Annotated in this window: 23 protein-coding genes; 1 reads left to right on the top strand and 22 read right to left on the bottom strand. The window is 71.9% G+C overall.

What is annotated here, in order from left to right:
- Nucleotides 1-98 precede the first annotated feature (98 nt).
- The 12 genes from coaBC to pyrR form a co-directional block, all read right to left on the bottom strand.
- On the bottom strand, nt 99-1,310 hold the full coding sequence (gene coaBC, locus ACIRRU_RS26110; protein ID WP_403684367.1) for a bifunctional phosphopantothenoylcysteine decarboxylase/phosphopantothenate--cysteine ligase CoaBC: 1,212 nt from the start codon (nt 1,308-1,310) through the stop codon (nt 99-101).
- Between the two features lie 155 nt (nt 1,311-1,465).
- A complete protein-coding gene (rpoZ, locus tag ACIRRU_RS26105; protein ID WP_003970369.1) occupies nt 1,466-1,738 on the bottom strand; it encodes a DNA-directed RNA polymerase subunit omega in 273 nt (90 codons plus the stop codon).
- Nucleotides 1,739-1,798: 60 nt separating this feature from the next.
- Nucleotides 1,799-2,392: a guanylate kinase gene (gmk, locus tag ACIRRU_RS26100; RefSeq protein WP_363202480.1), complete on the bottom strand. Its 594-nt coding sequence runs from the start codon at nt 2,390-2,392 to the stop codon at nt 1,799-1,801.
- A gap of 38 nt (nt 2,393-2,430) precedes the next feature.
- The gene (locus tag ACIRRU_RS26095) at nt 2,431-2,754 is read right to left on the bottom strand and encodes an integration host factor (protein WP_003970367.1); all 324 of its coding nucleotides are present in this window, start codon (nt 2,752-2,754) and stop codon (nt 2,431-2,433) included.
- Nucleotides 2,755-2,998: 244 nt separating this feature from the next.
- Entirely contained in the window at nt 2,999-3,838 is an 840-nt protein-coding gene (pyrF, locus tag ACIRRU_RS26090; RefSeq protein WP_403684364.1) for an orotidine-5'-phosphate decarboxylase, read from the bottom strand.
- Nucleotides 3,835-4,947 carry a quinone-dependent dihydroorotate dehydrogenase gene (locus ACIRRU_RS26085; RefSeq protein ID WP_403684362.1) on the bottom strand — a complete coding sequence of 371 codons (1,113 nt, stop codon included), beginning with the start codon at nt 4,945-4,947 and terminating at the stop codon, nt 3,835-3,837. The genes pyrF and ACIRRU_RS26085 overlap by 4 nt, the downstream gene beginning before the upstream one ends.
- 95 nt (nt 4,948-5,042) lie before the next feature.
- Nucleotides 5,043-8,351, bottom strand: coding sequence for a carbamoyl-phosphate synthase large subunit (gene carB, locus ACIRRU_RS26080; protein ID WP_403684360.1), 3,309 nt, complete (start codon nt 8,349-8,351; stop codon nt 5,043-5,045).
- Nucleotides 8,344-9,483, bottom strand: a complete 1,140-nt coding sequence (gene carA / locus ACIRRU_RS26075) for a glutamine-hydrolyzing carbamoyl-phosphate synthase small subunit (RefSeq protein WP_403684358.1) — start codon at nt 9,481-9,483, stop codon at nt 8,344-8,346. Before carA ends, carB begins: the two co-directional genes overlap by 8 nt.
- The gene (locus tag ACIRRU_RS26070; protein ID WP_403684357.1) at nt 9,480-10,085 is read right to left on the bottom strand and encodes a hypothetical protein; all 606 of its coding nucleotides are present in this window, start codon (nt 10,083-10,085) and stop codon (nt 9,480-9,482) included. The genes carA and ACIRRU_RS26070 overlap by 4 nt, the downstream gene beginning before the upstream one ends.
- Nucleotides 10,082-11,368 (bottom strand): dihydroorotase, encoded by a 1,287-nt coding sequence (locus ACIRRU_RS26065; RefSeq protein WP_403684356.1) that lies wholly within the window; start codon nt 11,366-11,368, stop codon nt 10,082-10,084. Before ACIRRU_RS26065 ends, ACIRRU_RS26070 begins: the two co-directional genes overlap by 4 nt.
- Nucleotides 11,369-11,370: 2 nt before the next feature.
- Entirely contained in the window at nt 11,371-12,357 is a 987-nt protein-coding gene (locus ACIRRU_RS26060) for an aspartate carbamoyltransferase catalytic subunit (protein ID WP_403684354.1), read from the bottom strand.
- Between the two features lie 101 nt (nt 12,358-12,458).
- A complete protein-coding gene (gene pyrR / locus ACIRRU_RS26055) occupies nt 12,459-13,043 on the bottom strand; it encodes a bifunctional pyr operon transcriptional regulator/uracil phosphoribosyltransferase PyrR (RefSeq protein WP_363202472.1) in 585 nt (194 codons plus the stop codon).
- A gap of 220 nt (nt 13,044-13,263) precedes the next feature.
- On the opposite strand from pyrR, the gene bldD reads away from it, so the two are divergent.
- Complete coding sequence (gene bldD / locus ACIRRU_RS26050; RefSeq protein WP_014157378.1) at nt 13,264-13,764, top strand: transcriptional regulator BldD; 501 nt, start codon at nt 13,264-13,266, stop codon at nt 13,762-13,764.
- Nucleotides 13,765-13,982: 218 nt separating this feature from the next.
- Here the strand turns inward: bldD and nusB are convergent, their stop codons facing one another.
- The 10 genes from nusB to ruvX all read right to left on the bottom strand — a co-directional run bounded on the left by nusB (nt 13,983) and on the right by ruvX (nt 23,748).
- The gene (gene nusB / locus ACIRRU_RS26045) at nt 13,983-14,414 is read right to left on the bottom strand and encodes a transcription antitermination factor NusB (protein ID WP_363202471.1); all 432 of its coding nucleotides are present in this window, start codon (nt 14,412-14,414) and stop codon (nt 13,983-13,985) included.
- Nucleotides 14,415-14,416: 2 nt separating this feature from the next.
- Nucleotides 14,417-14,983, bottom strand: a complete 567-nt coding sequence (efp, locus tag ACIRRU_RS26040; RefSeq protein ID WP_403684352.1) for an elongation factor P — start codon at nt 14,981-14,983, stop codon at nt 14,417-14,419.
- A gap of 50 nt (nt 14,984-15,033) precedes the next feature.
- Nucleotides 15,034-16,140, bottom strand: coding sequence for a M24 family metallopeptidase (locus ACIRRU_RS26035; RefSeq protein ID WP_403684350.1), 1,107 nt, complete (start codon nt 16,138-16,140; stop codon nt 15,034-15,036).
- Between the two features lie 82 nt (nt 16,141-16,222).
- Nucleotides 16,223-17,101: a Pro-rich N-terminal domain-containing protein gene (locus ACIRRU_RS26030; RefSeq protein ID WP_403684349.1), complete on the bottom strand. Its 879-nt coding sequence runs from the start codon at nt 17,099-17,101 to the stop codon at nt 16,223-16,225.
- A gap of 129 nt (nt 17,102-17,230) precedes the next feature.
- Nucleotides 17,231-17,671 (bottom strand): type II 3-dehydroquinate dehydratase, encoded by a 441-nt coding sequence (aroQ, locus tag ACIRRU_RS26025; protein WP_403684347.1) that lies wholly within the window; start codon nt 17,669-17,671, stop codon nt 17,231-17,233.
- A complete protein-coding gene (gene aroB, locus ACIRRU_RS26020; RefSeq protein ID WP_403684345.1) occupies nt 17,668-19,305 on the bottom strand; it encodes a 3-dehydroquinate synthase in 1,638 nt (545 codons plus the stop codon). Before aroB ends, aroQ begins: the two co-directional genes overlap by 4 nt.
- On the bottom strand, nt 19,302-20,486 hold the full coding sequence (gene aroC, locus ACIRRU_RS26015) for a chorismate synthase (protein WP_403684343.1): 1,185 nt from the start codon (nt 20,484-20,486) through the stop codon (nt 19,302-19,304). The genes aroB and aroC overlap by 4 nt, the downstream gene beginning before the upstream one ends.
- A gap of 145 nt (nt 20,487-20,631) precedes the next feature.
- Nucleotides 20,632-21,456: a shikimate dehydrogenase gene (locus tag ACIRRU_RS26010; protein ID WP_403684341.1), complete on the bottom strand. Its 825-nt coding sequence runs from the start codon at nt 21,454-21,456 to the stop codon at nt 20,632-20,634.
- Nucleotides 21,453-23,174: an endolytic transglycosylase MltG gene (gene mltG, locus ACIRRU_RS26005; RefSeq protein ID WP_403684339.1), complete on the bottom strand. Its 1,722-nt coding sequence runs from the start codon at nt 23,172-23,174 to the stop codon at nt 21,453-21,455. Before mltG ends, ACIRRU_RS26010 begins: the two co-directional genes overlap by 4 nt.
- A gap of 100 nt (nt 23,175-23,274) precedes the next feature.
- Nucleotides 23,275-23,748, bottom strand: a complete 474-nt coding sequence (gene ruvX, locus ACIRRU_RS26000) for a Holliday junction resolvase RuvX (RefSeq protein ID WP_363202548.1) — start codon at nt 23,746-23,748, stop codon at nt 23,275-23,277.
- Nucleotides 23,749-23,754 lie beyond the last annotated feature (6 nt).

Here is a 23,754-nt window from a genome sequence, read left to right as displayed (position 1 = left end):
CCGTGACCTGCGCCACACAGGTCACCAGTAGGACAATTCACCCGCCCCGGGAGCCGCTTCGCGGTGTATGCGGCTGTTTGGGTCGCCCGGAGGGTTGATTATGAAATAGGCGTGAAACGCCCGGAAACCAGATCCCAGACCGTGTCGGCCAGCGCCTCCTTGGGGCCGTGGGGGACCGGCGTCTGTGTTCCGTCGGCGGCGAGGACGACCGCCTCGTTCTCCTCCGAGCCGAAGGTCCTGCGCTCCCCCACCTCGTTGACGACGAGCAGATCGCAGCCCTTGCGGCGGAGCTTCGCCCGGCCGTTGGCGAGCACGTCGTCGGTCTCCGCGGCGAAGCCCACGACGATCTGGCCCGGCCGGGCCCGCTCGGCGGAGACCTCGGCGAGGATGTCGGGGTTGCGGACCAGGGTGAGCGCGGGCGCCTCCTCGCCGTCCTTCTTCTTGATCTTGCCGGTGGCGTACTCGGCGGGACGGAAGTCGGCCACCGCGGCCGCCATCACCACGACGTCCGCCTCGGCGGCCGCCTTCAGCACGGCCTCCCGCAGCTGAACCGCGGTGCCGACCCGCACGATGTCGGCCCCGGCCGGGTCGGGCAGCTGGGTGTTGGCCTCGATCAGGGTGACCCGGGCGCCGCGGGCCACCGCCGTGCGCGCCAGCGCGTACCCCTGCTTGCCGGAGGAGCGGTTGCCGAGGAAGCGCACCGGGTCCAGTGGCTCGCGGGTGCCGCCCGCGCTGATCACCACATGGCGGCCCGCGAGGTCGGGCTCGGCCACCCCGCGCGCCAGCACCCGGCGGCAGACCTCGAAGATCTCGCCCGGGTCGGGCAGCCTGCCCTTGCCGGTGTCGACGCCGGTGAGCCGCCCGACAGCGGGTTCGACGACGACGGCACCCCTGCGGCGCAGGGTCGCGACGTTCTCCCGGGTGGCCGGGTGCTCCCACATCTCGGTGTGCATGGCGGGCGCGAAGACCACCGGGCAGCGCGCGGTCAGCAGCGTGTTGGTGAGCAGGTCGTCGGCGAGCCCGTGGGCGGCCTTGGCGAGCATGTCGGCGGTGGCCGGGGCGACCACCACGAGGTCGGCGCTCTGCCCGGTCCGCACGTGCGGGACCTCGTGCACGTCGTCCCAGACCTGGTCGGAGACGGGGTGCCCGGAGAGCGCCGACCAGGTCGCGGCGCCCACGAAGTGCAGCGAGGAGGCGGTCGGCACGACTCGTACGTCGTGACCGGACTCGGTCAGCCGGCGCAGCAGCTCGCACGCCTTGTAGGCGGCGATGCCCCCGCTGACCCCCAGGACCACCTTCGGCTTGTCCACTGCTGCTCCCCGCACTCGGCTCCGTAACGGCTACGTACGGGTCCCATGCTGCCTCACCGGGCGCTCACCGGGCGTCGGGGGTTCACACCTGGTCCCGGACACGCCTCAGGCCCGGCGGGCGGGCCGCCGGGCCTGAGGTGGAGCGGATGCCGCTGCTACTGCGCGGGGCCCTCGATGGCCTCGGAGGTCAGCAGGCCCGCGTTGATCTCGCGGAGCGCGATCGACAGCGGCTTCTCGTGCACGTGGGTGTCGACGAGCGGACCGACGTACTCCAGGAGGCCCTCGCCGAGCTGCGAGTAGTACGCGTTGATCTGGCGGGCGCGCTTGGCGGCGTAGATCACCAGGCTGTACTTCGAGTCGGTGGCCTCGAGGAGCTCATCAATCGGCGGGTTGATGATGCCCTCGGGCGTGGTGATGGAAGAGGACACTCTCTGCCTTCCGAAGGGGGTGTAGATCAAAGATCAGGGGATCTGGACGATCACACGGATCTAAGCCTGAAGCATCAAGGCTAGCAGCTCGCGTGCGACATCCTCGACGGAGGTGTTGACGAGCGTCGTATCGAACTCGGCCTCGGCGGCCAGTTCGACCTTCGCGGCGGCGAGGCGGCGCTCGATGACCTCGGGTGCCTCGGTGCCCCGGCCGGTGAGCCGGCGCACAAGCTCCTCCCAGGTCGGCGGGGCCAGGAAGACCAGGCGCGCGTCGTCCATGGAATCGCGGACCAGCCGGGCGCCCTGGAGGTCGATCTCCAGCAGGACCGGTTCACCGGCCTCCAGGCGGTCCAGCACGGCGCGACGCGGCGTGCCGTAGCGGTTGCCCGCGAACTCGGCCCACTCCAGCAGCTCGCCGTTGGCGACGAGCTTGTCGAACTCCTCGTCGTCCACGAAGAAGTAGTGCACGCCGTTGCGCTCCCCGGGGCGCGGCTTGCGCGTCGTCGCCGACACGGAGAGCCAGACCTCGGGGTGTACCGAGCGCATATGAGCGACGACCGTGCTCTTGCCGACGCCCGAGGGGCCGGAGAGCACGGTCAGCCGCGGACGTACGTCCGGGGGTACGGGGGACGTCCCCCGGGATGTTGCAGCCATGGAGCGATTATCCAGGTTCTCAGAGGTGCCTGAGAACGTCAGGCGGGGCTGCCGCCGAACTCACGCTCCAGGGATGCGATCTGGTTGGAGCCAAGACCCCTGACCCGGCGGCTCTCGGAGATGCCGAGACGCTCCATGATCTGCTTGGCGCGGACCTTGCCGACGCCCGGCAGGGATTCCAGCAGGGCGGAGACCTTCATCTTCCCGATGACGTCGTTCTCCTGGCCCTGCTTGATGACCTCGTGGAGGGAGGCGCCGGAGTGCTTGAGTCGATTCTTGACCTCGGCCCGCTCCCGGCGAGCCGCGGCGGCCTTTTCGAGCGCGGCTGCGCGCTGTTCAGGGGTAAGGGGCGGAAGAGCCACGCCTACGTCACCTCGGATGTCGATCTGTCGGATACGGACCGGCGGGGAGGCTGGACGCCACCCACCTGGCGAGCGTCGAACACCCCGTGCTCGGCCGCTCTCGACGGAGACTAGCGCCAAGGGCCGCTGTAGTCAGCGAGAACAGACGAAAAGTCCTGGTCAGCTGTACCCGACCAGGATTTTCCCGACATAACGACCAGGTTTCCGGTCAGTAATTCGTCAACACGCTGTAAACGTGTCAGGGTCAGCTGCCGGAGACGGCGCGCCGGACCTCGTCCGCGAACCGCTCGGCCGCTTCGCGCAGCCCCGACGCGTCCGGACCGTGGCGCAGTACGCCCCGGCTCACGCTGGGCACCACATTGCCCACCGCGTCGCCGAACACCCCCGGCAGATCCGCCGCGGTGGCTCCCTGGGCGCCGATGCCGGGCGCGAGGAGCGGCCCGTTGACCGCCAGGTCCGCCCCCGCGTCGCCGAGCGTCGCCCCGACCACCGCGCCCACCGAGCCGAGCGGGGCCACCCCCGCGTTCTCGGCGGCCATGTGGTCCAGCATCAGCTGGGCGACCGAGCGGCCGTCGGCGGCCGTGGCCCGCTGGACCTCGGCGCCCTCCGGGTTGGAGGTGAGGGCGAGCACGAAGACGCCCGCCCCGCTGGACGCGGCCATGTCCAGCGCCGGGCGCAGCGAGCCGAAGCCCAGGTACGGCGAGAGGGTCACCGCGTCGGAGAACAGCGGGGAGTCCTGGTCCAGGTAGGTCGCCGCGTAGGCGGCCATGGTGGAGCCGATGTCGCCGCGCTTGGCGTCCATCAGGACCAGGGCGCCGGCCGCGCGGGCCTCCGCCACGGCCTTCTCCAGGACGGCGACGCCCTTCGAGCCGAACCGCTCGAAGAACGCGGACTGCGGCTTGAGGACGGCGACCCGGTCGGCCAGCGCCTCGACGACGGTCCGGGTGAAGCGCTCCAGGCCCGCGACGTCGTCGTCCAGACCCCAGGAGGCGAGCAGCGAGGCGTGCGGGTCGATGCCGACGCACAGCGGCCCGCGGGTGTCCATGGCCCGGCGCAGCCGGGCGCCGAAGGGTGCGGGGGTCACCGGGCGGCCTTCTTCCGGGTGTCGGCGCCGACTGCCTCGGCGAGGGAGGCGTACGGGGACGCGGCGAGCCGGGCGGCGAGGCCCTTGTGGACGCCGCGGGCGTAGAAGGGGCCCTGGTAGATGAAGGCGCTGTAGCCCTGGACGAGGGTGGCCCCGGCGAGGATGCGCTGCCAGGCGTCCTCGGCGTTCTCGACTCCCCCGACGCCCACCAGCGTGATCCGGTCCCCCACCCGCGCGTACAGGCGGCTCAGGACCGCCAGGGAGCGCTCCTTCAGGGGCGCCCCGGAGAGTCCGCCGGTCTCGGCCACCAGCTCCGGGGCGGACTTCAGGCCCAGGCTCTCGCGGGCGATGGTGGTGTTGGTGGCGATGATGCCGTCCAGGCCCAGCTCCACGGCGAGGTCGGCGACCGCGTCGATGTCCTCGTCCGCGAGGTCCGGGGCGATCTTGACGAGCAGCGGGACGCGCCGGGCGGTGACGGTGCGGTCGGCGGCCTCGCGTACGGCGGTGAGCAGAGGACGCAGTGACTCGGTGGCCTGGAGGTCGCGCAGGCCGGGGGTGTTGGGCGAGGAGACGTTGACGACCAGGTAGTCCGCGTGGGGTGCGAGGGCCTCGGTGGACTTCACGTAGTCGGCGACGGCCTCGGCCTCCGGGACGGCCTTGGTCTTGCCGATGTTGACGCCGACGGTGGTGCGGAAGACCGGGTTACGGGCGGCCAGCCGGGCGGCGACGGCGGCGGAGCCCTCGTTGTTGAAGCCCATCCGGTTGATCAGCGCGCGGTCGTCGACCAGCCGGAAGAGGCGCTTCTTGGGGTTGCCGGGCTGGGGTTCGCCGGTGACGGTGCCGATCTCGACGTGGTCGAAGCCGAGCATCGCCATGCCGTCGACGGCGACCGCGTTCTTGTCGAAGCCCGCGGCGAGACCGAAGGGGCCGTGCATCCGCAGGCCCAGCGCCTCGGTGCGCAGCTCCCGGTGGCGGGGGGCGAGGGCGGCGGCGACGAAGGTGCGCAGGACGGGGACGCGGGCGGCGAGACGGATCCAGCGGAACGCCGCGTGGTGGGCCCGCTCGGCGTCCGTCCGCTGGAAGGCCAGCCGGAAGAAGAGTCTGTACATGGGGAGGTGTCCTCGGGTGCTCGGTGTGCTCGACGTGCTCGGCGGGGGCTCGCGAAGAGGGGGACACCGTTTCCGGTGTCCCCCTCTTCGGGCCGCTAGTCGCGGGCCGCGGTCAGGTGCTCCGCGTGTTCCTGGAGGGAACGGACCCCCACGCCGCCGTGGTTGAGGGCGTCGATGCCCTGGACGGCCGCGGCGAGCGCCTGGACCGTGGTCAGGCAGGGGACCGAGCGGGCGACGGCCGCGGTGCGGATGTCGTAGCCGTCGAGGCGGCCGCCGGTGCCGTACGGCGTGTTGACGATGAGGTCGACCTCGCCGTCGTGGATGAGCTGGACGATGGTCTTCTCGCCGTTCGGGCCGGTGCCCTCGGACTGCTTGCGCACGATGGTGGCGTTGATGCCGTTGCGCTTGAGGACCTCGGCGGTGCCGGAGGTGGCCATCAGCTCGAAGCCGTGGGCGACCAGCTCGCGGGCCGGGAAGATCATCGAGCGCTTGTCCCGGTTGGCGACCGAGATGAACGCGCGGCCCTTGGTGGGCAGCGGGCCGTACGCCCCGGCCTGGGACTTGGCGTAGGCCGTGCCGAACACCGAGTCGATGCCCATGACCTCGCCGGTGGAGCGCATCTCCGGGCCGAGGACCGTGTCGACGCCCCGGCCGTGGATGTCGCGGAAGCGCGACCAGGGCATCACGGCCTCCTTGACGGAGATCGGCGCGTCCATCGGCAGGGTGCCGCCGTCGCCGGTCCTCGGCAGCAGGCCCTCCTCGCGCAGCTCGGCGATGGTCGCGCCGAGCGAGATGCGGGCGGCGGCCTTGGCGAGCGGGACCGCGGTCGCCTTCGAGGTGAAGGGGACCGTCCGGGAGGCGCGCGGGTTGGCCTCCAGGACGTAGAGGATGTCGCCGGAGAGCGCGAACTGGATGTTGATCAGTCCGCGGACGCCGACTCCCTTGGCGATGCCCTCGGTGGAGGCGCGCAGCCGCTTGATGTCGAAGCCGCCGAGGGTGATCGGGGGCAGGGCGCAGGCCGAGTCGCCGGAGTGGATACCGGCCTCCTCGATGTGCTCCATGACGCCGCCGAGGTAGAGCTCGTGGCCGTCGTAGAGGGCGTCCACGTCGATCTCGATGGCGTCGTCGAGGAAGCGGTCGACCAGGACCGGCCGGGTGGGGCTGATCTCGGTGGACTCGGAGATGTACGCGGCGAGGCGCGCCTCGTCGTAGACGATCTCCATGCCGCGTCCGCCCAGCACGTAGGACGGCCGTACGAGGACGGGGTAGCCGATCTCGTCGGCGATGGCCTTGGCCTCGCCGAAAGTGGTGGCCGTGCCGTGCTTGGGCGCGGGCAGCCCGGCCTCGGCCAGGACCCGGCCGAAGGCGCCGCGGTCCTCGGCGGCGTGGATCGCCTCCGGGGAGGTGCCGACGACGGGCACGCCGTTGTCCTTGAGCGCCTGGGAGAGGCCGAGCGGGGTCTGGCCGCCGAGCTGGACGATGACTCCGGCGACCGGGCCCGCCAGGGACTCGGCGTGCACGATCTCCAGGACGTCCTCCAGGGTGAGCGGCTCGAAGTACAGCCGGTCGGAGGTGTCGTAGTCGGTGGAGACGGTCTCCGGGTTGCAGTTGACCATGACGGTCTCGTAGCCCGCGTCGCTCAGCGCGAAGGAGGCGTGCACGCAGGAGTAGTCGAACTCGATGCCCTGGCCGATGCGGTTGGGGCCGGAGCCGAGGATGATCACGGCGGGCCTGGTGCGGGACGCGACCTCGCTCTCCTCGTCGTAGGAGGAGTAGAAGTACGGGGTCCTCGCGGCGAACTCGGCGGCGCAGGTGTCGACCGTCTTGTAGACCGGGCGGACGCCGAGCGCGTGCCGGACCTCGCGGACGACGTCCTCGCGCAGCCCGCGGATCTCGCCGATCTGGGCGTCGGAGAAGCCGTGCCGCTTGGCCTCGGCGATCAGCTCGGCGTCCAGGCGCTCGGCGGCGGCCAGTTCGTCGGCGATCTCCTTGATCAGGAAGAGCTGGTCGACGAACCAGGGGTCGATCCGGGTGGCGTCGAAGACCTCCTCCTGGGTGGCTCCGGCGCGGATGGCCCGCATGACGAGGTTGATGCGGCCGTCGGTCGGCCGGACCGCCTCGGCCAGCAGTTCGGCCTTGTCTCCGGCCGGGCCGGTGAAGGCGAACTGCGAGTCCTTCTTCTCCAGGGAGCGCAGCGCCTTCTGGAGTGCTTCGGTGAAGTTCCGGCCGATCGCCATGGCCTCGCCCACCGACTTCATGGTGGTGGTGAGGGTGGAGTCGGCGGAGGGGAACTTCTCGAAGGCGAAGCGGGGGGCCTTGACGACGACGTAGTCGAGGGTCGGCTCGAAGGAGGCCGGGGTCTTCTCGGTGATGTCGTTGGGGATCTCGTCCAGGGTGTAGCCCACGGCCAGCTTGGCGGCGATCTTGGCGATCGGGAAGCCGGTGGCCTTGGAGGCGAGCGCCGAGGAGCGGGAGACGCGGGGGTTCATCTCGATGACGATGACCCGGCCGTCGGTGGGGTCGATGGCGAACTGGATGTTGCAGCCGCCGGTGTCCACGCCGACCTCGCGGATGATCGCGATGCCGACGTCGCGCAGCCGCTGGTACTCGCGGTCGGTGAGGGTCATCGCCGGGGCGACGGTGATGGAGTCGCCGGTGTGGACGCCCATCGGGTCGAAGTTCTCGATGGAGCAGACGACCACGACGTTGTCGTTGCGGTCGCGCATCAGCTCCAGCTCGTACTCCTTCCAGCCGAGGATGGACTCCTCCAGGAGCACCTCGGTGGTCGGGGAGAGCGTGAGGCCCTGTCCGGCGATGCGGCGCAGCTCCTCCTCGTCGTGGGCGAAGCCGGAGCCGGCGCCGCCCATGGTGAAGGAGGGGCGCACGACGACGGGGTAGCCGCCGAGGGTGTCGACGCCGGCGAGGACGTCGTCCATGGAGTGGCAGATGACCGAGCGGGCGGACTCGCCGTGGCCGGTCTTCTCCCTGACGGCTTCCACCACGCCCTTGAAGAGGTCGCGGTCCTCGCCCTTGTTGATCGCCTCGACGTTGGCGCCGATCAGCTCGACGCCGTACTTCTCCAGGACGCCGTTCTCGTGCATGGAGATCGCGGTGTTCAGCGCGGTCTGGCCGCCGAGGGTGGGCAGGAGGGCGTCGGGGCGCTCCTTGGCGATGATCTTCTCGACGAACTCGGGGGTGATCGGCTCGACGTAGGTGGCGTCGGCGATCTCCGGGTCGGTCATGATCGTGGCCGGGTTGGAGTTCACCAGGATGACGCGCAGGCCCTCGGCCTTGAGGACGCGGCAGGCCTGGGTGCCGGAGTAGTCGAACTCGGCGGCCTGGCCGATGACGATCGGACCGGAGCCGATGACCAGGACGGACTGGATGTCGGAGCGCTTAGGCACGCTGGTCCTCCATCAGGGATACGAAGCGGTCGAAGAGGTACGCGGCGTCGTGCGGGCCCGCGGCCGCCTCGGGGTGGTACTGGACGCTGAAGGCGGGCCGGTCCAGGAGGTGGAGGCCCTCGACGACCTGGTCGTTCAGGCAGACGTGGGAGACCTCGGCGCGGCCGAACCCGGTGTCGGAGACCTGGTCCAGCGGGGCGTCCACGGCGAAGCCGTGGTTGTGCGCGGTGACCTCGACCTTGCCGGTGGTGCGGTCCTGCACGGGCTGGTTGATGCCGCGGTGGCCGTACTTCAGCTTGTAGGTGCCGAAGCCGAGCGCCCGGCCGAGGATCTGGTTGCCGAAGCAGATGCCGAAGAGCGGGGTGGAGCGCTCCAGGACGCCGCGCATGAGCGCGACCGGGTGGTCGGCGGTGGACGGGTCGCCGGGGCCGTTGGAGAAGAAGACCCCGTCGGGCCGCACCGCGTACACCTCCTCCAGCGTGGCGGTGGCGGGCAGGACGTGCACCTCGATGCCGCGTTCGGCCATCCGGTGCGGGGTCATGCCCTTGATGCCGAGGTCGATCGCGGCGACGGTGAACCTCTTGGTGCCGATCGCGGGGACGACGTAGGCCTCCTTGGTGGCGACCTCGGCGGAGAGGTCGGCGCCCGCCATCTGGGGGGCCTGCTGGACGCGGGCCAGCAGCGCGGCCTCGTCGGCCAGCGCATCGCCGGAGAAGATCCCGACGCGCATCGCGCCGCGCTCCCGCAGGTGGCGGGTGAGGGCGCGGGTGTCGACGCCGCTGATGCCGACGACGCCCTGGGCGGCCAGCTCCTCGTCCAGGGAGCGCTGGGCGCGCCAGTTGGAGGGCTTGCGGGCGGGGTCGCGGACGACGTAACCGGAGACCCAGATGCGGCCCGACTCGGGATCCTCGTCGTTGACACCGGTGTTGCCGACGTGCGGGGCCGTCATGACGACGACCTGGCGGTGGTACGAGGGGTCGGTGAGGGTTTCCTGGTAGCCGGTCATACCGGTGGAGAACACCGCTTCGCCGAAGGTCTCCCCCACGGCCCCGTAGGCGCGGCCGCGGAAGGCGCGGCCGTCCTCCAGGACGAGTACGGCGGGGGCCTGGGCCCCCCGGGCGGAGAGGGTCATCGTGCGGTGCCTTCCGTTGTGGTGGTGGGTCCGGTTGTGGCCGGGGTGCCGGCGAGCCGGTTGACGGCGTCGGCCCAGGCCTGGTGCTCGGCGGCGCGCTCCGAGCGGAAGCCGGAGTCGATCAGCTTCCCGCCGTGCGCCCAGGTGATGACCAGCAGGCCGCCCTCGGGGAGGACCTTGCCCGCGAGGGCCTTGTCGAGGCGGGCCTCGCGCAGGGCGTCGGCCGGGACGAAGAAGTCGGCGGCGCCGGGGCGTACGACGTCCAGGCCGCGGGCGGTGAGCGTCAGTTCGGTGCGGCTGCGGGTGCCGAGGCCGTGCGCGACGATCCGGTCGAGCCACTGCCCCGCGGTGGTGGAGGCGTGGTAGCGCCCCCGGAGGGTCAGGAGCGGCTCGTCGTCGGCGAAGCCCTCGGGGGTGACCGGGAGCTCGGGCAGGTCGGACTGGAGGCTGGCGCGCCACTTCCAGCCCTGGCGCATCAGCCAGTAGACGAGGGCGATGAAGACGAGCAGACCGGCCACCCAGGCGATGCGGGCGGCCCAGTCCGTCACCTCCGCCGACTTCTGCTCGGCGGCCAGCTGGTGGAGGGGGGTGAGAGTTGTCACGCGAGCTTCCCGTCGACGACCGTGGCACGGCCCCGCAGGAAGGTGTGGGTGACGCGGCCCGGCAGCTCACGGCCCTGGTAGGGGGTGTTGCGGCTGCGGGACGCGAAGCCCGCGGGGTCCACGGCTCCACGGTATGCCGGATCGACCAGGGTGAGGTTGGCGGGTTCACCCGCCGAGACGGGGCGGCCGTGTCCGTCGAGCCGGCCGATGGCCGCGGGGCGGAAGGACATGCGGTCGGCGACGCCCGCCCAGTCCAGGAGTCCGGTGTCGACCATCGTCTGCTGGACGACCGAGAGGGCGGTCTCCAGGCCCACCATCCCCATGGCGGCGGCGGCCCACTCGCAGTCCTTGTCCTCGTGCGGGTGCGGGGCGTGGTCGGTGGCGACGCAGTCGATGGTGCCGTCGGCCAGCGCCTCGCGCAGGGCCAGGACGTCGGCCTCGGTGCGCAGCGGCGGGTTCACCTTGTAGACCGGGTTGTAGGTGCGGACCAGTTCGTCGGTGAGGAGGAGGTGGTGCGGGGTGACCTCGGCGGTGACGTTCCAGCCCTTGGACTTGGCCCAGCGGACGATCTCCACGGACCCGGCGGTGGAGAGGTGGCAGATGTGTACGCGGGAGCCGACGTGGGCGGCGAGGAGGACGTCGCGGGCGATGATCGACTCCTCGGCGACGGCGGGCCAGCCGCCGAGTCCGAGTTCGGCGGAGACGACGCCCTCGTTCATCTGGGCGCCCTCGGTGAGGCGGGGTTCCTGGGCGTGCTGGGCGACGACGCCGTCGAAGGCCTTCACGTACTCCAGGGCGCGGCGCATGATCACCGCGTCGTCCACGCACTTGCCGTCGTCGGAGAAGACCTTCACCCCGGCGGCCGAGTCGTGCATGGCGCCCAGTTCGGCGAGCTTCCTGCCCTCCAGGCCCACGGTGACGGCGCCGACGGGCTGCACGTCGCAGTAGCCGGACTCCTTGCCGAGCCGCCAGACCTGCTCGACGACGCCCGCGGTGTCGGCGACGGGGAAGGTGTTGGCCATGGCGTGCACGGCGGTGAAGCCGCCGGTGGCGGCGGCCCTGGTGCCGGTGAGGACGGTCTCGGAGTCCTCCCGGCCGGGCTCGCGCAGATGGGTGTGCAGGTCGACGAGGCCGGGCAGCAGGATCCGCCCCGCGGCCTCGATCACGGTGGCGCCCTCGGCGCTGAGGCCGGTGCCCACCTCGGCGACGGTCTCGCCGTCGATCAGGACGTCCGCGGGCTCGCCGCCGAGGATCCGCGCACCGCGAATGATGGTCTTGCTCATGGTCACTTGTTCTCCTCGGTACGGGCGGGGGCGGTGGACAGCGCGGTGTCGGAGCCGCCGAGCAGCAGGTAAAGCACGGCCATGCGGATGGAGACGCCGTTGGCGACCTGCTCCACGACGGTGCAGCGGTCGGAGTCGGCGACCTCGGCGGTGATCTCCATGCCGCGGACCATCGGGCCGGGGTGCATGACGACCGCGTGCTCGGGCATCTTCGCCATCCGCTCGCCGTCCAGCCCGTAGCGGCGGGAGTACTCGCGCTCGGTCGGGAAGTAGGCGGCGTTCATCCGTTCGCGCTGCACCCGCAGCATCATCACGGCGTCGGACTTCGCCAGTACGTCGTCGAGGCTGTAGCTGACGTCGCAGGGCCAGCGCTCGACGCCGACGGGGACGAGGGTGGGCGGGGCCACCAGGGTGACGTGGGCGCCGAGGGTGGTCAGCAGGTGGACGTTGGAGCGGGCGACACGGCTGTGCAGGATGTCGCCGACGATCGTGATGCGGCGGCCGTCCAGGTCGCGGCCCAGCCCGGCGTCGGGGCCCACCAGCCGGCGCCGCACGGTGAAGGCGTCCAGCAGGGCCTGAGTGGGGTGCTCGTGGGTGCCGTCCCCGGCGTTGACCACGGCTCCGTCGATCCAGCCGGAGGTCGCGAGCCGGTAGGGGGCGCCGGAGGCGCCGTGCCGGATGACGACCGCGTCGGCGCCCATCGCCTCCAGGGTCAGGGCGGTGTCCTTCAGCGACTCGCCCTTGGAGACGGAGGAGCCCTTGGCGGAGAAGTTGATCACGTCGGCGGAGAGCCGCTTGGCGGCGGCCTCGAAGGAGATGCGGGTGCGGGTCGAGTCCTCGAAGAAGAGGTTGACGACGGTACGGCCGCGCAGGGTCGGGAGCTTCTTGATCGGCCGGTCCGCGACCCGGGCCATCTCCTCGGCGGTGTCGAGGATCAGGACGGCGTCGTCGCGGGTGAGGTCGGCGGCCGAGATGAGGTGACGCTTCATCTGGGGGTTCTCCGGGTGGCTGGAGGGGGTTTCAGGCAGGCGGGCGCACGGGAGCCGCCGTACGGCCCGCCGGTGGCGCGGGGCGTACGGGAGGGCTCGGGCTACTGCGGGTCCGCCGGGGCGGCCTGCTGGACGCCGAGCAGCACGGCGTCGCGGCCGTCCTCCTCGGCGAGCTGGACCTTGACCGTCTCCCGCAGCGACGTGGGGAGGTTCCTGCCGACGTAGTCCGCGCGGATCGGGAGTTCCCGGTGGCCCCGGTCCACGAGGACCGCGAGCTGCACGGCGCGCGGGCGGCCGATGTCGCCGAGCGCGTCGAGGGCGGCGCGGATCGTGCGGCCGGAGAAGAGCACGTCGTCGACCAGGACGACCAGGCTGCCCTCGATCCCTTCGCCGGGGATCTCGGTGCGGGCCAGGGCTCGCGCCGGGCGCAGCCGCAGGTCGTCGCGGTACATGGTGATGTCGAGGGAGCCGACCGGCATCTTCCGGCCAGTGATCTCCTGGAGTTTGTCGGCGAGCCTGCGGGCGAGGAAGACGCCTCGCGTCGGGATGCCGAGCAGCACCACGTCGTCGGCGCCCTTGGCGCGTTCGACGATCTCGTGGGCGATACGGGTCAGAACACGGGCGATGTCGGGGGCCTCGAGAACGGGCCGTGCCGCGTTGCCGGTGTCGTCGTGCTGTGCGTCCATGGAAACGGACCTCCTTCTCCGCCTCACGGGACGGCTCTTAAAGGACGTCGAAATTGCGTCGTCAACCCTACCAGGGCGTGCACGGCGCCCTGCCGCCGCCCCCGGGAGGTGCCGGTCCGGACCATTCGGCTTGACGCATCCAAGTAACGCTGCGTAACCTCACAGTGAGTTACCAGCCACGCGGCGGAGCCGCACACTGTTCCAGCGTCCGGGGAGCCATATGTCCAGCGAATACGCAAAACAGCTCGGGGCCAAACTCCGTGCCATCCGCACCCAGCAGGGCCTCTCCCTCCACGGCGTGGAGGAGAAGTCCCAGGGCCGCTGGAAGGCCGTCGTGGTCGGTTCGTACGAGCGCGGCGACCGCGCGGTGACCGTGCAGCGCCTCGCCGAGCTGGCGGACTTCTACGGGGTTCCGGTGCAGGAGCTGCTGCCCGGCACGACGCCGGGCGGGGCCGCCGAGCCGCCGCCGAAGCTCGTCCTGGACCTGGAGCGCCTGGCCCACGTGCCGCCGGAGAAGGCCGGTCCGCTCCAGCGTTACGCGGCCACCATCCAGAGCCAGCGCGGTGACTACAACGGCAAGGTGCTCTCGATCCGCCAGGACGACCTGCGCACGCTCGCCGTGATCTACGACCAGTCGCCGTCCGTGCTCACGGAGCAGCTGATCAGCTGGGGTGTGCTGGACGCGGACGCGCGCCGCGCGGTCGCCCACGACGAGGGCTGAGCGAGCGGGTCCGCCCCTCCCCCAACAGCAGAAACGTGCCGCCGGGCCGGCGGGGACCACGACAGGTCCCCGCCGGCCCGGCGTTCTTCTCCCCCGCCTCCCGGCTTCCGCTCCTCCGCCGGGAGGTGTCCGGGAACGCCGAAGGGACCCTGGCCGGCCGGCCAGGGTCCCTTCGGCGGTGAGGCACGCGGCCGGACCGCCGCGGCCGGGCTGCTGCTCTACTGCTCCCGGCGGAGGTTCGGCTTGAGCTCCTTGAAACGGGCCAGCAGGCCGTTCACGAAGGACGGGGAGTCGTCGGTGGAGAACTCCTTGGCGAGCTGGACGGCCTCGTCGATCACCACGGCGTCCGGGGTCTCGTCCAGCCAGACCAGTTCGTACGCGCCGAGCCGCAGGATGTTCCGGTCGACGACCGGCATCCGGTCGATCTCCCAGTCCACGGCGTAGGTGACGATGAGGTCGTCGATGCGGTCCGCGTACCGCGCGTACCCCTCGACGAGCTCCATCGTGAACTCCCCGACCGGCGGCTGACGGTCGTCGGTCCGCGAGAGCCGCACCCAGTCCGCGAGGACGCTGAGCACGGACTCGCCGCGCTGGTCGGCCTCGAAGAGGATCTGGAAGGCGCGCTTGCGGGCCTTGTTCCGGGCAGCCACGGTTAGCTGTTCACCCGGCCGAGGTAGTCGCCCGAGCGGGTGTCGACCTTGATCTTCTCGCCGGTGTTGATGAAGAGCGGCACGCCGATCTCGTAACCGGTCTCCAGGGTGGCGGGCTTGGTGCCGCCGGTGGAGCGGTCGCCCTGCACGCCCGGGTCGGTGTGCTGGATCGTCAGCTCGACGGCGGCGGGCAGCTCGACGTAGAGCACCTCGCCCTCGTGCTGGGCGACGGAGGCGGTGAAGCCCTCGATCAGGAAGTTGGCGGCGTCGCCGACGGCCTTGCGGTCGACCATGAGCTGGTCGTAGGTGTCCATGTCCATGAAGACGAAGTACTCGCCGTCCATGTACGAGAACTGCATGTCGCGCCGGTCGATGGTGGCCGTCTCGACCTTCACGCCGGCGTTGAACGTCTTGTCGACGACCTTGCCGGAGAGCACGTTCTTGAGCTTGGTGCGCACGAAGGCGGGGCCCTTGCCGGGCTTGACGTGCTGGAACTCGACGACGGACCAGAGCTGGCCTCCGTCGAGCTTGAGCACCATGCCGTTCTTGAGGTCGTTCGTGGAAGCCACGGTTGCGGAATCTCCTGGGCTGAAGCTGGTGGAACGACCGAGGATCCGCGCTAGAGCGCGAGCAGCTCCTTGGTCGTCATGGTGAGTAGCTCGGGTCCGCCGTCCGCCTCGGGGCGCACGACGAGCGTGTCATCGATCCGGACACCGCCCTTGCCCGGGAGGTGGACCCCCGGTTCGACGGTGACCGGCACACAAGCGTCCAGTTTACCCATGGCCGCCGGTGCCAGTTGCGGGTCCTCCTCGATTTCGAGCCCCACCCCGTGCCCGGTCCGGGGCGCGAGGCCCTCCCCGTACCCGGCGGACTCCAGGAGGTGGCGGGCCGCGTGGTCCACGTCCCGATAGGCGGCGCCCGGCGCCAACGCCTCCCGCCCGGCGCGCTGAGCGGCGAAAACGAGGTCGTAGAGCTCGATCTGCCAGGCGGCGGGGGCGGTGCCGATGACGAAGGTCCGGCCGATCTCGCAGCGGTAGCCGTGGTAGCTCGCGCCCAGGGTGACGGAGAGGAAATCCCCCTCCTCGACCCGGCGGTCGGAGGGACGGTGCCGGACCAGACCGGAGTGGGGCCCGGTGGCGACGGAGGTGGCGAACGCGGGGCCGTCGGCGCCGTGGTCGACGAGACGGCGTTCGAGTTCGAGGGCGAGGTGCCGCTCGGTGCGGCCGACCAGGATCGATTCGAGGAGTTCGCCCAGGGCCTGGTCGGTGATCTCGGCGGCGATCCGCAGACAGCCGATCTCCTCCTCGTCCTTGACGATCCGCTGCTGCTCCACGGTGAAGCCCAGATCGGCCAGGACCAGGCGCGGGGCCGCCTCCGCCATGGCGCGGTGGCGGGCCACGGTCAGGTCGTGCTCCTCCACGGCGAGCGAACCGGCGCCCGCGGCCGCGGCGAGGGCCGCGGCGGCGACGACCGGGTCGCCGTCCGGGGCGGGCAGCGGTTCGATCCGGAGCGCCTCGTCGGGCCGCCCGTGGCCGGGCTGTCCCTTCGGGGCGCGGGGGCGGAGCAGGACGTCCTCGCCGGGGCCGAGCAGCAGCACGGCGCCGGGAGGGGCTCCGCCCGCGAGATAGCGGACGTTGGCGGGGCGGGAGACCAGGGCGGCCGCGGAGCCCGCGGCGGCGCACCGGTCGCGGAGCAGCCCGCGTCGGACGGCGTGCACCTCTGACATGGTCCGAGCGTAGGAGCGGGGGCGGCGGCCCGCCCGGCCAGCGCGTCCGACCGGGGGCCGAGGGGGCTCGACGGTCCCGTGGCTACCAGGCGGGCGGGCTCGCGACGGAGCGGGCGAGCACGTCGTCCAGGACGCGGGCGGTGGTCTCGACGTCGTAGGTGGAGTTGTCGATGATCGGCAGGCCGGAGCCGTACCACCCGGCCATCCGGCCGTGGATACGGGCGACCTCCTCGTCGGAGAGGCGGCGGTTGCCGCTGCGCGCCGCGTTGCGCTCCAGGACGATCTCCAGGCCGGGCAGCAGGACCACGGGCAGCAGTCCGGGGCCCACATGGCGTTTCCAGCCGCCGAGGCCGACGACCGGGCGGTCGGGGAAGACCGCGTCGTCGAGGATGCAGGAGATGCCGTTGGCGAGGAAGTTGCGGGCGGCGAAGCCGCAGGTGCGGCGGGCCAGCCGGTACTGCGCCTCGGAGTGGTCGTTCCAGCCCGCCTGCGGGTCGGCGAAGCCGGAGCGGACCCACTCGCGGACGTCGTCGAGGGAGACGTGGGCGGTGGGCACCCGGCGGCGGGCGGCCCAGAGCTTGGCGACGGTGGTCTTGCCCGCGCCCGCGGGTCCGATCAGGAGCACGGCGAGGGTCGCGCCGCCGGTGCCCGGCTCGGCGGGGGGTACGGGGAGGGCGACGGGGCCGCCCGGAGGCAGCGGGACCTGGCCGGTGGCCGGTCCCGAGGGCGGCGGAATGGGGCCGGTGCCGCTCCAGCCGGGCTGCGGGGCGGGGGCGGCCGGCGGCAGCTGCCCGGGGGTCGGGGCCGGGGACGATGACGGCGGCGGGCCGGGGGCCGGGGAGGGCGGGGGTATCGGGGGCGGCCCGGGGTGGCCGGGGTGCTGGGCCTGGTACGGCCGGCCGACGGGCCCGTTGCCGGGGCCGTGGGGCGGCGGCAGCGGGGCCCCCACTGGGTGCTGCATCCGGTGCCACTCCGTCTCGTACTGCGACTGGCGCTGATGGGACGGCCACCGTACCTTCCCGGGCCGTCCTCGGGTGAACGGCCCGGGAGGGCACGCGGTGCCCGCGCACCCTCCCGGGCCCGGCGGGTGTCAGCCCGTCAGTTCCTCGGCCAGGGCCCGCAGGGCGAGCCGGTAGGAGCCGATGCCGAATCCGGCGATCGTGCCACTGGCCACCGCGGCGACCACCGAGGTGTGGCGGAACTCCTCGCGGGTGTAGGGGTTGGAGATGTGCACCTCGATCAGCGGGGCGGTGCGCTGGGCGGCGGCGTCCCGCATGCCGTACGAGTAGTGCGTGAAGGCGCCCGGGTTGAGGACGACCGGGATCGCACCGTCCGCGGCTTCGTGGAGCCAGCGGATCAGCTCGCCCTCGTCGTTGGTCTCGCGGACCTCGACGTCGAAGCCCAGCTCCTTGCCGAGGGCGGTGCAGGCCTCGACGAGTCCGGCGTAGGAGGTGGCTCCGTAGACGTCGGGCTCCCGGGAGCCGAGCCGGCCGAGGTTGGGGCCGTTCAGGACGAGGACCGTGCGGGTCACGCGGAGACCTCTCCGTAGGCGGCGAGCAGGACGGCCGGGTCGGGGCCCTCCAGGACGGTGGGCTTGCCGATGCCGTCCAGGACGATGAAGCGCAGCAGGTCGCCGCGGGACTTCTTGTCGACCTTCATGTTCTCCAGCAGCTTGGGCCACTGGTCGCCCCGGTAGGTGAGCGGCAGGCCCACGGACTCGAGGATCGTGCGGTGCCGGTCGGCGGTGGCGTCGTCGAGACGCCCGGCGAGCCTGCCCAGCTCGGCGGCGAAGACCATGCCGATGGAGACGGCGGCCCCGTGGCGCCACTTGTAGCGCTCGTTCTTCTCGATGGCGTGGCCCAGGGTGTGGCCGTAGTTGAGGATCTCGCGTAGCCCGGCCTCCTTGAGGTCGCTGGAGACCACCTCGGCCTTGACCCGGATGGACCGCTCGATCAGCTCGGCGGTGTGCGCCCCGGCGGGTGTGCGGGCACCCTCGGGGTCGGCCTCGATCAGGTCGAGGATGGCCGGGTCGGCGATGAAACCGGCCTTGATGATCTCGGCCATGCCGGAGACGTAGTCGTGGACCGGGAGGGACGCGAGAGCGGCGAGGTCGCAGAGCACCCCGGCGGGCGGGTGGAAGGCGCCGACCAGGTTCTTGCCCTCGGCGGTGTTGATGCCGGTCTTGCCGCCGACGGCCGCGTCGACCATGCCGAGCACGGTGGTCGGCACCGCGATCCAGCGCACCCCGCGCAGCCAGCTGGCCGCGACGAACCCGGCGACGTCGGTGGTGGCGCCGCCGCCGACGCCGACGATGACGTCGGTGCGGGTGAAGCCGGTCTGGCCGAGCGCCTTCCAGCAGTAGGCGGCGACCTCGACGGTCTTGGCCTCCTCGGCGTTCGGCAGCTGGATGGCGATGGCCTCGTACCCCTGGCCGGCGAGGTCCTGACGGACCGCCTCGCCGGTCTCGGCGAGCGCCTCGGGGTGCAGGACGGCGACGCGCCGGGCGCGGTCGCCGATGAGCTGGGGCAGCTCGCCGAGGAGCTGGTGGCCGACGAGGACCTCGTACGGGTCGGAGCCCGCCGTCCCGGCGACCTGGATGCGGGTGGGGCCCTGTTGCGTCATGCCGGTGTTCTCCACGCCGGGGACGGGGGCGCCCTCCGGCAGTTCCAGTGCGTCGATGATCGCCTGGGCGACCTCTTCGGGGGTGCGGTCGTCGGTGGTTACGGCGGTACGGGCGACCTCTTCGTAGAGATGGCGGCGGGCGTCCATCAGCTCGCGCCACTGCTTGCGCGGGTTGACCGCGAGGAGCGGGCGGGCCGCGTTGAGCCCGACGCGGCGGACCGCCTCGTCCACGTCCATGGAGAGGTAGACGACCGGGCGGCCCGCCAGCAGTTCCCTGGTCGTCCCGTCCAGGACGGCTCCGCCGCCGAGGGCCAGGACGCCGGGGTGTCCGGCGACGGCCGCGGCGACGGCACGGCGCTCCAGGGCGCGGAAGTGTTCCTCGCCCTCGTCGTAGAAGATCTCCGCGATCGGCTTGCCCGCCTCGGTGACGACGTCCGCGTCGGTGTCGCGGTAGGTGGTGCCGAGCCGGGCGGCGAGCAGTTCGCCGACGGTGGACTTGCCGACCCCCATCGGGCCGACGAGGACGACCAGGGGGCCGCTCATCGGATCTGGAGGTGGTCGAGGTACGACTGGACGTTGCGGCCGGTCTCGGCCACGCTGTCCCCGCCGAACTTCTCCGCGACCGCGTCCGCCAGGACCAGGGCCACCATCGCCTCCGCCACGATCCCCGCGGCCGGAACCGCGCAGACGTCGGAGCGCTGGTGATGCGCCTTGGTGGCCTCACCGGTGGTGACGTCCACCGTGGCCAGGGCCCGCGGCACGGTCGCGATCGGCTTCATCGCCGCACGCACCCGCAGCAGCTCACCCGTGCTCAGCCCGCCCTCGGTGCCACCCGAGCGGCCCGAGCTGCGGCGGATGCCGTCGTCGGTCGCCACGATCTCGTCATGGGCCTTCGAACCCGGCACCCGCGCCAAGTCGAAGCCGTCGCCGACCTCGACACCCTTGATCGCCTGGATGCCCATGAGCGCGGCGGCCAGCCGCGCGTCCAGCCGCCGGTCCCAGTGCACGTGCGAGCCGAGCCCGACCGGCACCCCGTACGCCAGCACCTCGACGACGCCGCCGAGCGTGTCGCCGTCCTTGTGGGCCTGGTCGATCTCCGCCACCATCGCCTTCGACGCGTCAGCGTCCAGGCAGCGCACCGGATCCGCGTCCAGCCTCTCCACGTCCCCCGGCACCGGCAGCACTCCGTAAGGGGCCTTCGCAGCCGCCAGCTCCACGACGTGGCTGACGATCTCGATCCCCGCGGTCTCCTTCAGGTAGGACCGGGCGACCGCCCCCAGCGCGACCCGCGCCGCGGTCTCCCGCGCACTGGCCCGCTCCAGAACCGGCCGCGCCTCGTCGAAACCGTACTTCTGCATCCCCGCCAGATCAGCGTGACCGGGACGGGGCCGGGTCAACGGGGCGTTACGAGCCGACTCGGCCAGCACCGCCGGATCGACCGGGTCGGCCGCCATCACCTGCTCCCACTTCGGCCACTCCGTGTTCCCCACCATCACCGCGACCGGAGAGCCCATCGTCAGCCCGTGCCGCACCCCGCCCAGGAACGTCACCTCGTCCCGCTCGAACTTCATCCGCGCACCACGCCCATAGCCCAGCCGCCGCCGGGCCAGGGCATCCGCCACCATCTCCGTGGTGACCGGCACCCCGGCGGGCAGCCCCTCCAGCGTCGCCACCAGTGCGGGGCCGTGCGACTCCCCGGCCGTCAGCCAGCGCAACCTGCTCAACGGGTCTCCTCATGCTCGCGCCTGGAATCCAGCGGCGCGACCGGGTGCGCGGCCCTGGCCCGCCGTCTCCGATCCTCCCATGACCGCGGGTGCTGTCCGGCGGCCGGTCCAGCAGACGGACGGACGGGGGCCGCCGCGCGGTGGGTCAGCGGGCCGCGAGCGCGGCTTCCCCGGCCTGTCGCATGGCGGCCAGCGGACCCGGGGCGCACCCGGTCATCTGCTCCACCTGCAACAGGGCCTGGTGCACGAGGAGGTCGAGCCCCCCGACCACCGGGCCGCCCCGCGCCGACCAGGCGGCGGCGAGCGCGGTGGGCCACGGGTCGTAGAGCACGTCGAACAGGATCCCCGGGGTCTGCGGCACCTCGGTGGCGAGGCCGTCGGTGCTGCCCGCGGGGGTGGTGGCGATGACCAGGGGGGCGTCCAGTGCCCGGTGCGCGTCCGCCCAGTCGGCGGTGAGGACGTCGACCCCGAGCCGCTCTCCCCAGGCCCGCATCTCCGCCGCGCGTCCGGGGCCGCGCACATAGGCCGTGACCGGCCCGGCGCAGACGGCGGCCAGCGCGGCGAGCGCGGAGGAGGCGGTGGCCCCGGCGCCGAGGACGGCGGCGGAGGCGACCTTGTCGACGCCGCGTTCCCGCAGGGCGGCGATCATGCCGGGGATGTCGGTGTTGTCGCCGACCCGTCGGCCGTCCTCGGTGAGGACGACCGTGTTGACGGCCTCCACCGAGGCGGCCGTCGCGCTGATCTCGTCCAGCAGCGGGATGACCGCCCGCTTGAGCGGCATCGTCAGGGAGAGTCCCGCCCAGGAGGGGTCGAGCCCCTCGACGAAGCCGGGCAGCGCCGCCTCGTCGACCTCGAACCGGTCGTAGGACCAGTCGAGGCCCAGTTCGGCGTAGGCGGCGCGGTGCAGGACCGGGGAGAGCGAGTGGGCGATGGGCGAGCCCAGGACGGCGGCCCGGTGTACCACGCTCACTGTCCGGACTTCCCCTCTTCGTACTCCCGCCGGTTCCTCTCGTGCTCCTCGTTGGTCTCCGCGAAGACGGTCTTGTCCTCGTTGATCGAGACGAAGTAGTACCAGGGGCCCGGGGCGGGGTTCATCGCCGAGTGCAGGGCGTCCGCGCCCGGGTTGCTGATCGGGCCGGAGGGCAGGCCGATGATCTTGTAGGTGTTGTAGGGGTCGTCGATCTTCCGCAGGTCGTCCACGGCTCCGATGTCCAGGGTGCTCTGACCCTTTATGTAGTTGACCGTGGAGTCGAACTCCAGTCGGCCGACCGTCTCCATGTTGCCGGGCTTGAGCCGGTTGTAGACGACCCGGGCGACCTTGTCGAAGTCGTGCTTGTACTTGCCCTCGACCTGCACGAGGCTCGCGACGGTGATGAGCTCCCAGGGGTTCTTGAGGCCGAGCTTGCGCGCGCTCTCCTCCAGGTCGAGCTTCTGGTACTCCTTGTTCGCCCGCGCGACCATCCGCTTGAGGGCGTCCTCCGGCTTCGAGCCCTTGGCGACCGGGTACGCCGCCGGGTAGAGGAAGCCCTCCAGCGGGTCCTTCACCTCCGGGTTGTCCTCGGCCCACTCGGGCAGGCCGAGGGACTCCGCGTTGGTCTTGGCGGCCTTCGCCGTGGTGCCCTCCTCCAGACCGAGCCGCTTGTCGATGTTGGTGTAGACCGTGACGTTGCGGGTCCCCTCGGGAATCACGAACGCGTTCTGGCTCTTCGGGTCGAGCATGAGGGCGATGGCACTGGCCGCCGACATCTCCTTGTTCAGGAGGTACACGCCCGCCTGGAGGGTCTTGCCCTTGGGGTTGTCGTTCTGCGCGGCGACGAAGGCGTCGGAGGACTTGATGACGCCCTTCTTGCGCAGGATGTTCGCGATGTCGTACCCGAAGGCCCCTTCCGGGATCTCGACCTCGACCTGGGTGCCCGAGCCGTCCCCCGCGTAGTCGGCCGGGGCGCCGAACTGCTTCTTCCAGAAGGTGTAGCCGACGTACGACACCCCACCGAGCCCGCCGACCAGGACGACGGAGAGCACCAGGCAGGCGCAGCCGCTGCGGTTCTTTTTCTTCTTGCCCTTGCCACCCCGGCGTTCGCCGCCGTCGCGGTCACGGCGCGCGGCGCGCGATCCGTCGTCGTCCGGTTCATCGTCGTCGTCCCGCGGCCGACGGCTCGCGGGCTCGTCGGCGCCCGTGAAGAAGGGGTGCGTCTCCTCGTGCTGCTCGCCCGGGTCCCAGTCCGCCGCCCCCTGCTGCTGGTGCGGACCGGGAGCGGCCTCGCGGCGGCCGGGGGGCTGCGGGGGCGGGTAGGCCTCGGGCGTGCCGTAGTAGTCGTGCGACGCGTCGTAGCCGGACGGCTGCTGCTGGGCGTACGGGTCCTGGGGGTGGTCCCCGTAGGGCATCGAGGCCTGCCCGCCGGTGTCCCAGCCGCCGTCGTACCCCGGCTGGGACCCCTGCTGCTGGGCGTACGGGTCGTGCTGGGGCGTCCCGTACTGCTGCTGCGCGTACTGCTGGTGCTGGTCGTACTGCTGATGCGGGTACTGCTGGTACTGCTGGGCGTACGGGTCCTGCGGAGAGGACTGCTGCTGGTCGCCGTACTGGCTCTGGCCGTGGTCGGCCTGCCGGCCTCCCCATCCCTGGTCCCCGTACAAGGGGTCCTCGGGATGCCACGGTTCGGAGCCGGGGCCCCGGCCATACTCAGTCATCGATCCCCTAGAGCCGCGAGACGAGGTTCCGCCTCTTCGCTTCGCTGTGCGGTGTTTGTTCGAACACCGCCGCATCGCGCGGAACGTTACCGTATCGCGATCAGACAACCACTTCGACGCCCTCGCCAGGGGGGTTGCCTGACGCCCGTTCGGACTCCAGGGCGTTCTGGAGGATGACCACGGCGGCGGCCTGGTCGATGACGGACCGCCCCTTCTTCGACTTCACGCCCGAGGCGCGCATCCCCTGAGCCGCCGTCACGGTGGTCATCCTCTCGTCCACCAATCGCACCGGAACGGGCGCGATCGAACGGGCGAACGCCTGGGCGAAGTCACGGACCTTGGCTGCCGCCGGGCCCTCGCCGCCACCGAGCGAGCGGGGCAGGCCGACGACGACCTCGATCGGTTCGTACTCCTCGACGATGGCCGCCAGCCGCCGGTGCGCCGCCGGTACGTCGCGTCCCGGCACGGTCTCCACCGGCGTGGCCAGGATCCCGTCGGGGTCGCACGAGGCGACCCCGATCCGGGCGTCCCCGACGTCGACGGCGAGCCGCCGTCCGCGGCGCATCGGCGTCATCCCGTC

Source organism: Streptomyces sp. NPDC101181, assembly GCF_044767975.1.
Classification (GTDB): Bacteria; Actinomycetota; Actinomycetes; order Streptomycetales; family Streptomycetaceae; genus Streptomyces.
The sequence above is the reverse complement of the archived record's forward strand: the minus strand, read 5'-3'. Positions and strand labels throughout refer to the sequence as shown.

Coding starts and splice junctions, on each gene's coding strand:
- bldD (WP_014157378.1), top strand. CDS start 13,264: ATGTCCAGCGAATACGCAAAACAGCTCGGGGCCAAACTCCGTGCCATC.
- ACIRRU_RS26030 (WP_403684349.1), bottom strand. CDS start 17,101: ATGCAGCACCCAGTGGGGGCCCCGCTGCCGCCGCCCCACGGCCCCGGC.
- gmk (WP_363202480.1), bottom strand. CDS start 2,392: ATGGCTGCAACATCCCGGGGGACGTCCCCCGTACCCCCGGACGTACGT.
- ruvX (WP_363202548.1), bottom strand. CDS start 23,748: ATGACGCCGATGCGCCGCGGACGGCGGCTCGCCGTCGACGTCGGGGAC.
- mltG (WP_403684339.1), bottom strand. CDS start 23,174: ATGACTGAGTATGGCCGGGGCCCCGGCTCCGAACCGTGGCATCCCGAG.
- carA (WP_403684358.1), bottom strand. CDS start 9,483: ATGACCCTCTCCGCCCGGGGGGCCCAGGCCCCCGCCGTACTCGTCCTG.
- aroB (WP_403684345.1), bottom strand. CDS start 19,305: ATGAGCGGCCCCCTGGTCGTCCTCGTCGGCCCGATGGGGGTCGGCAAG.
- ACIRRU_RS26060 (WP_403684354.1), bottom strand. CDS start 12,357: ATGAAGCGTCACCTCATCTCGGCCGCCGACCTCACCCGCGACGACGCC.
- ACIRRU_RS26085 (WP_403684362.1), bottom strand. CDS start 4,947: ATGTACAGACTCTTCTTCCGGCTGGCCTTCCAGCGGACGGACGCCGAG.
- ACIRRU_RS26035 (WP_403684350.1), bottom strand. CDS start 16,140: ATGTCAGAGGTGCACGCCGTCCGACGCGGGCTGCTCCGCGACCGGTGC.
- pyrR (WP_363202472.1), bottom strand. CDS start 13,043: ATGGACGCACAGCACGACGACACCGGCAACGCGGCACGGCCCGTTCTC.
- ACIRRU_RS26065 (WP_403684356.1), bottom strand. CDS start 11,368: ATGAGCAAGACCATCATTCGCGGTGCGCGGATCCTCGGCGGCGAGCCC.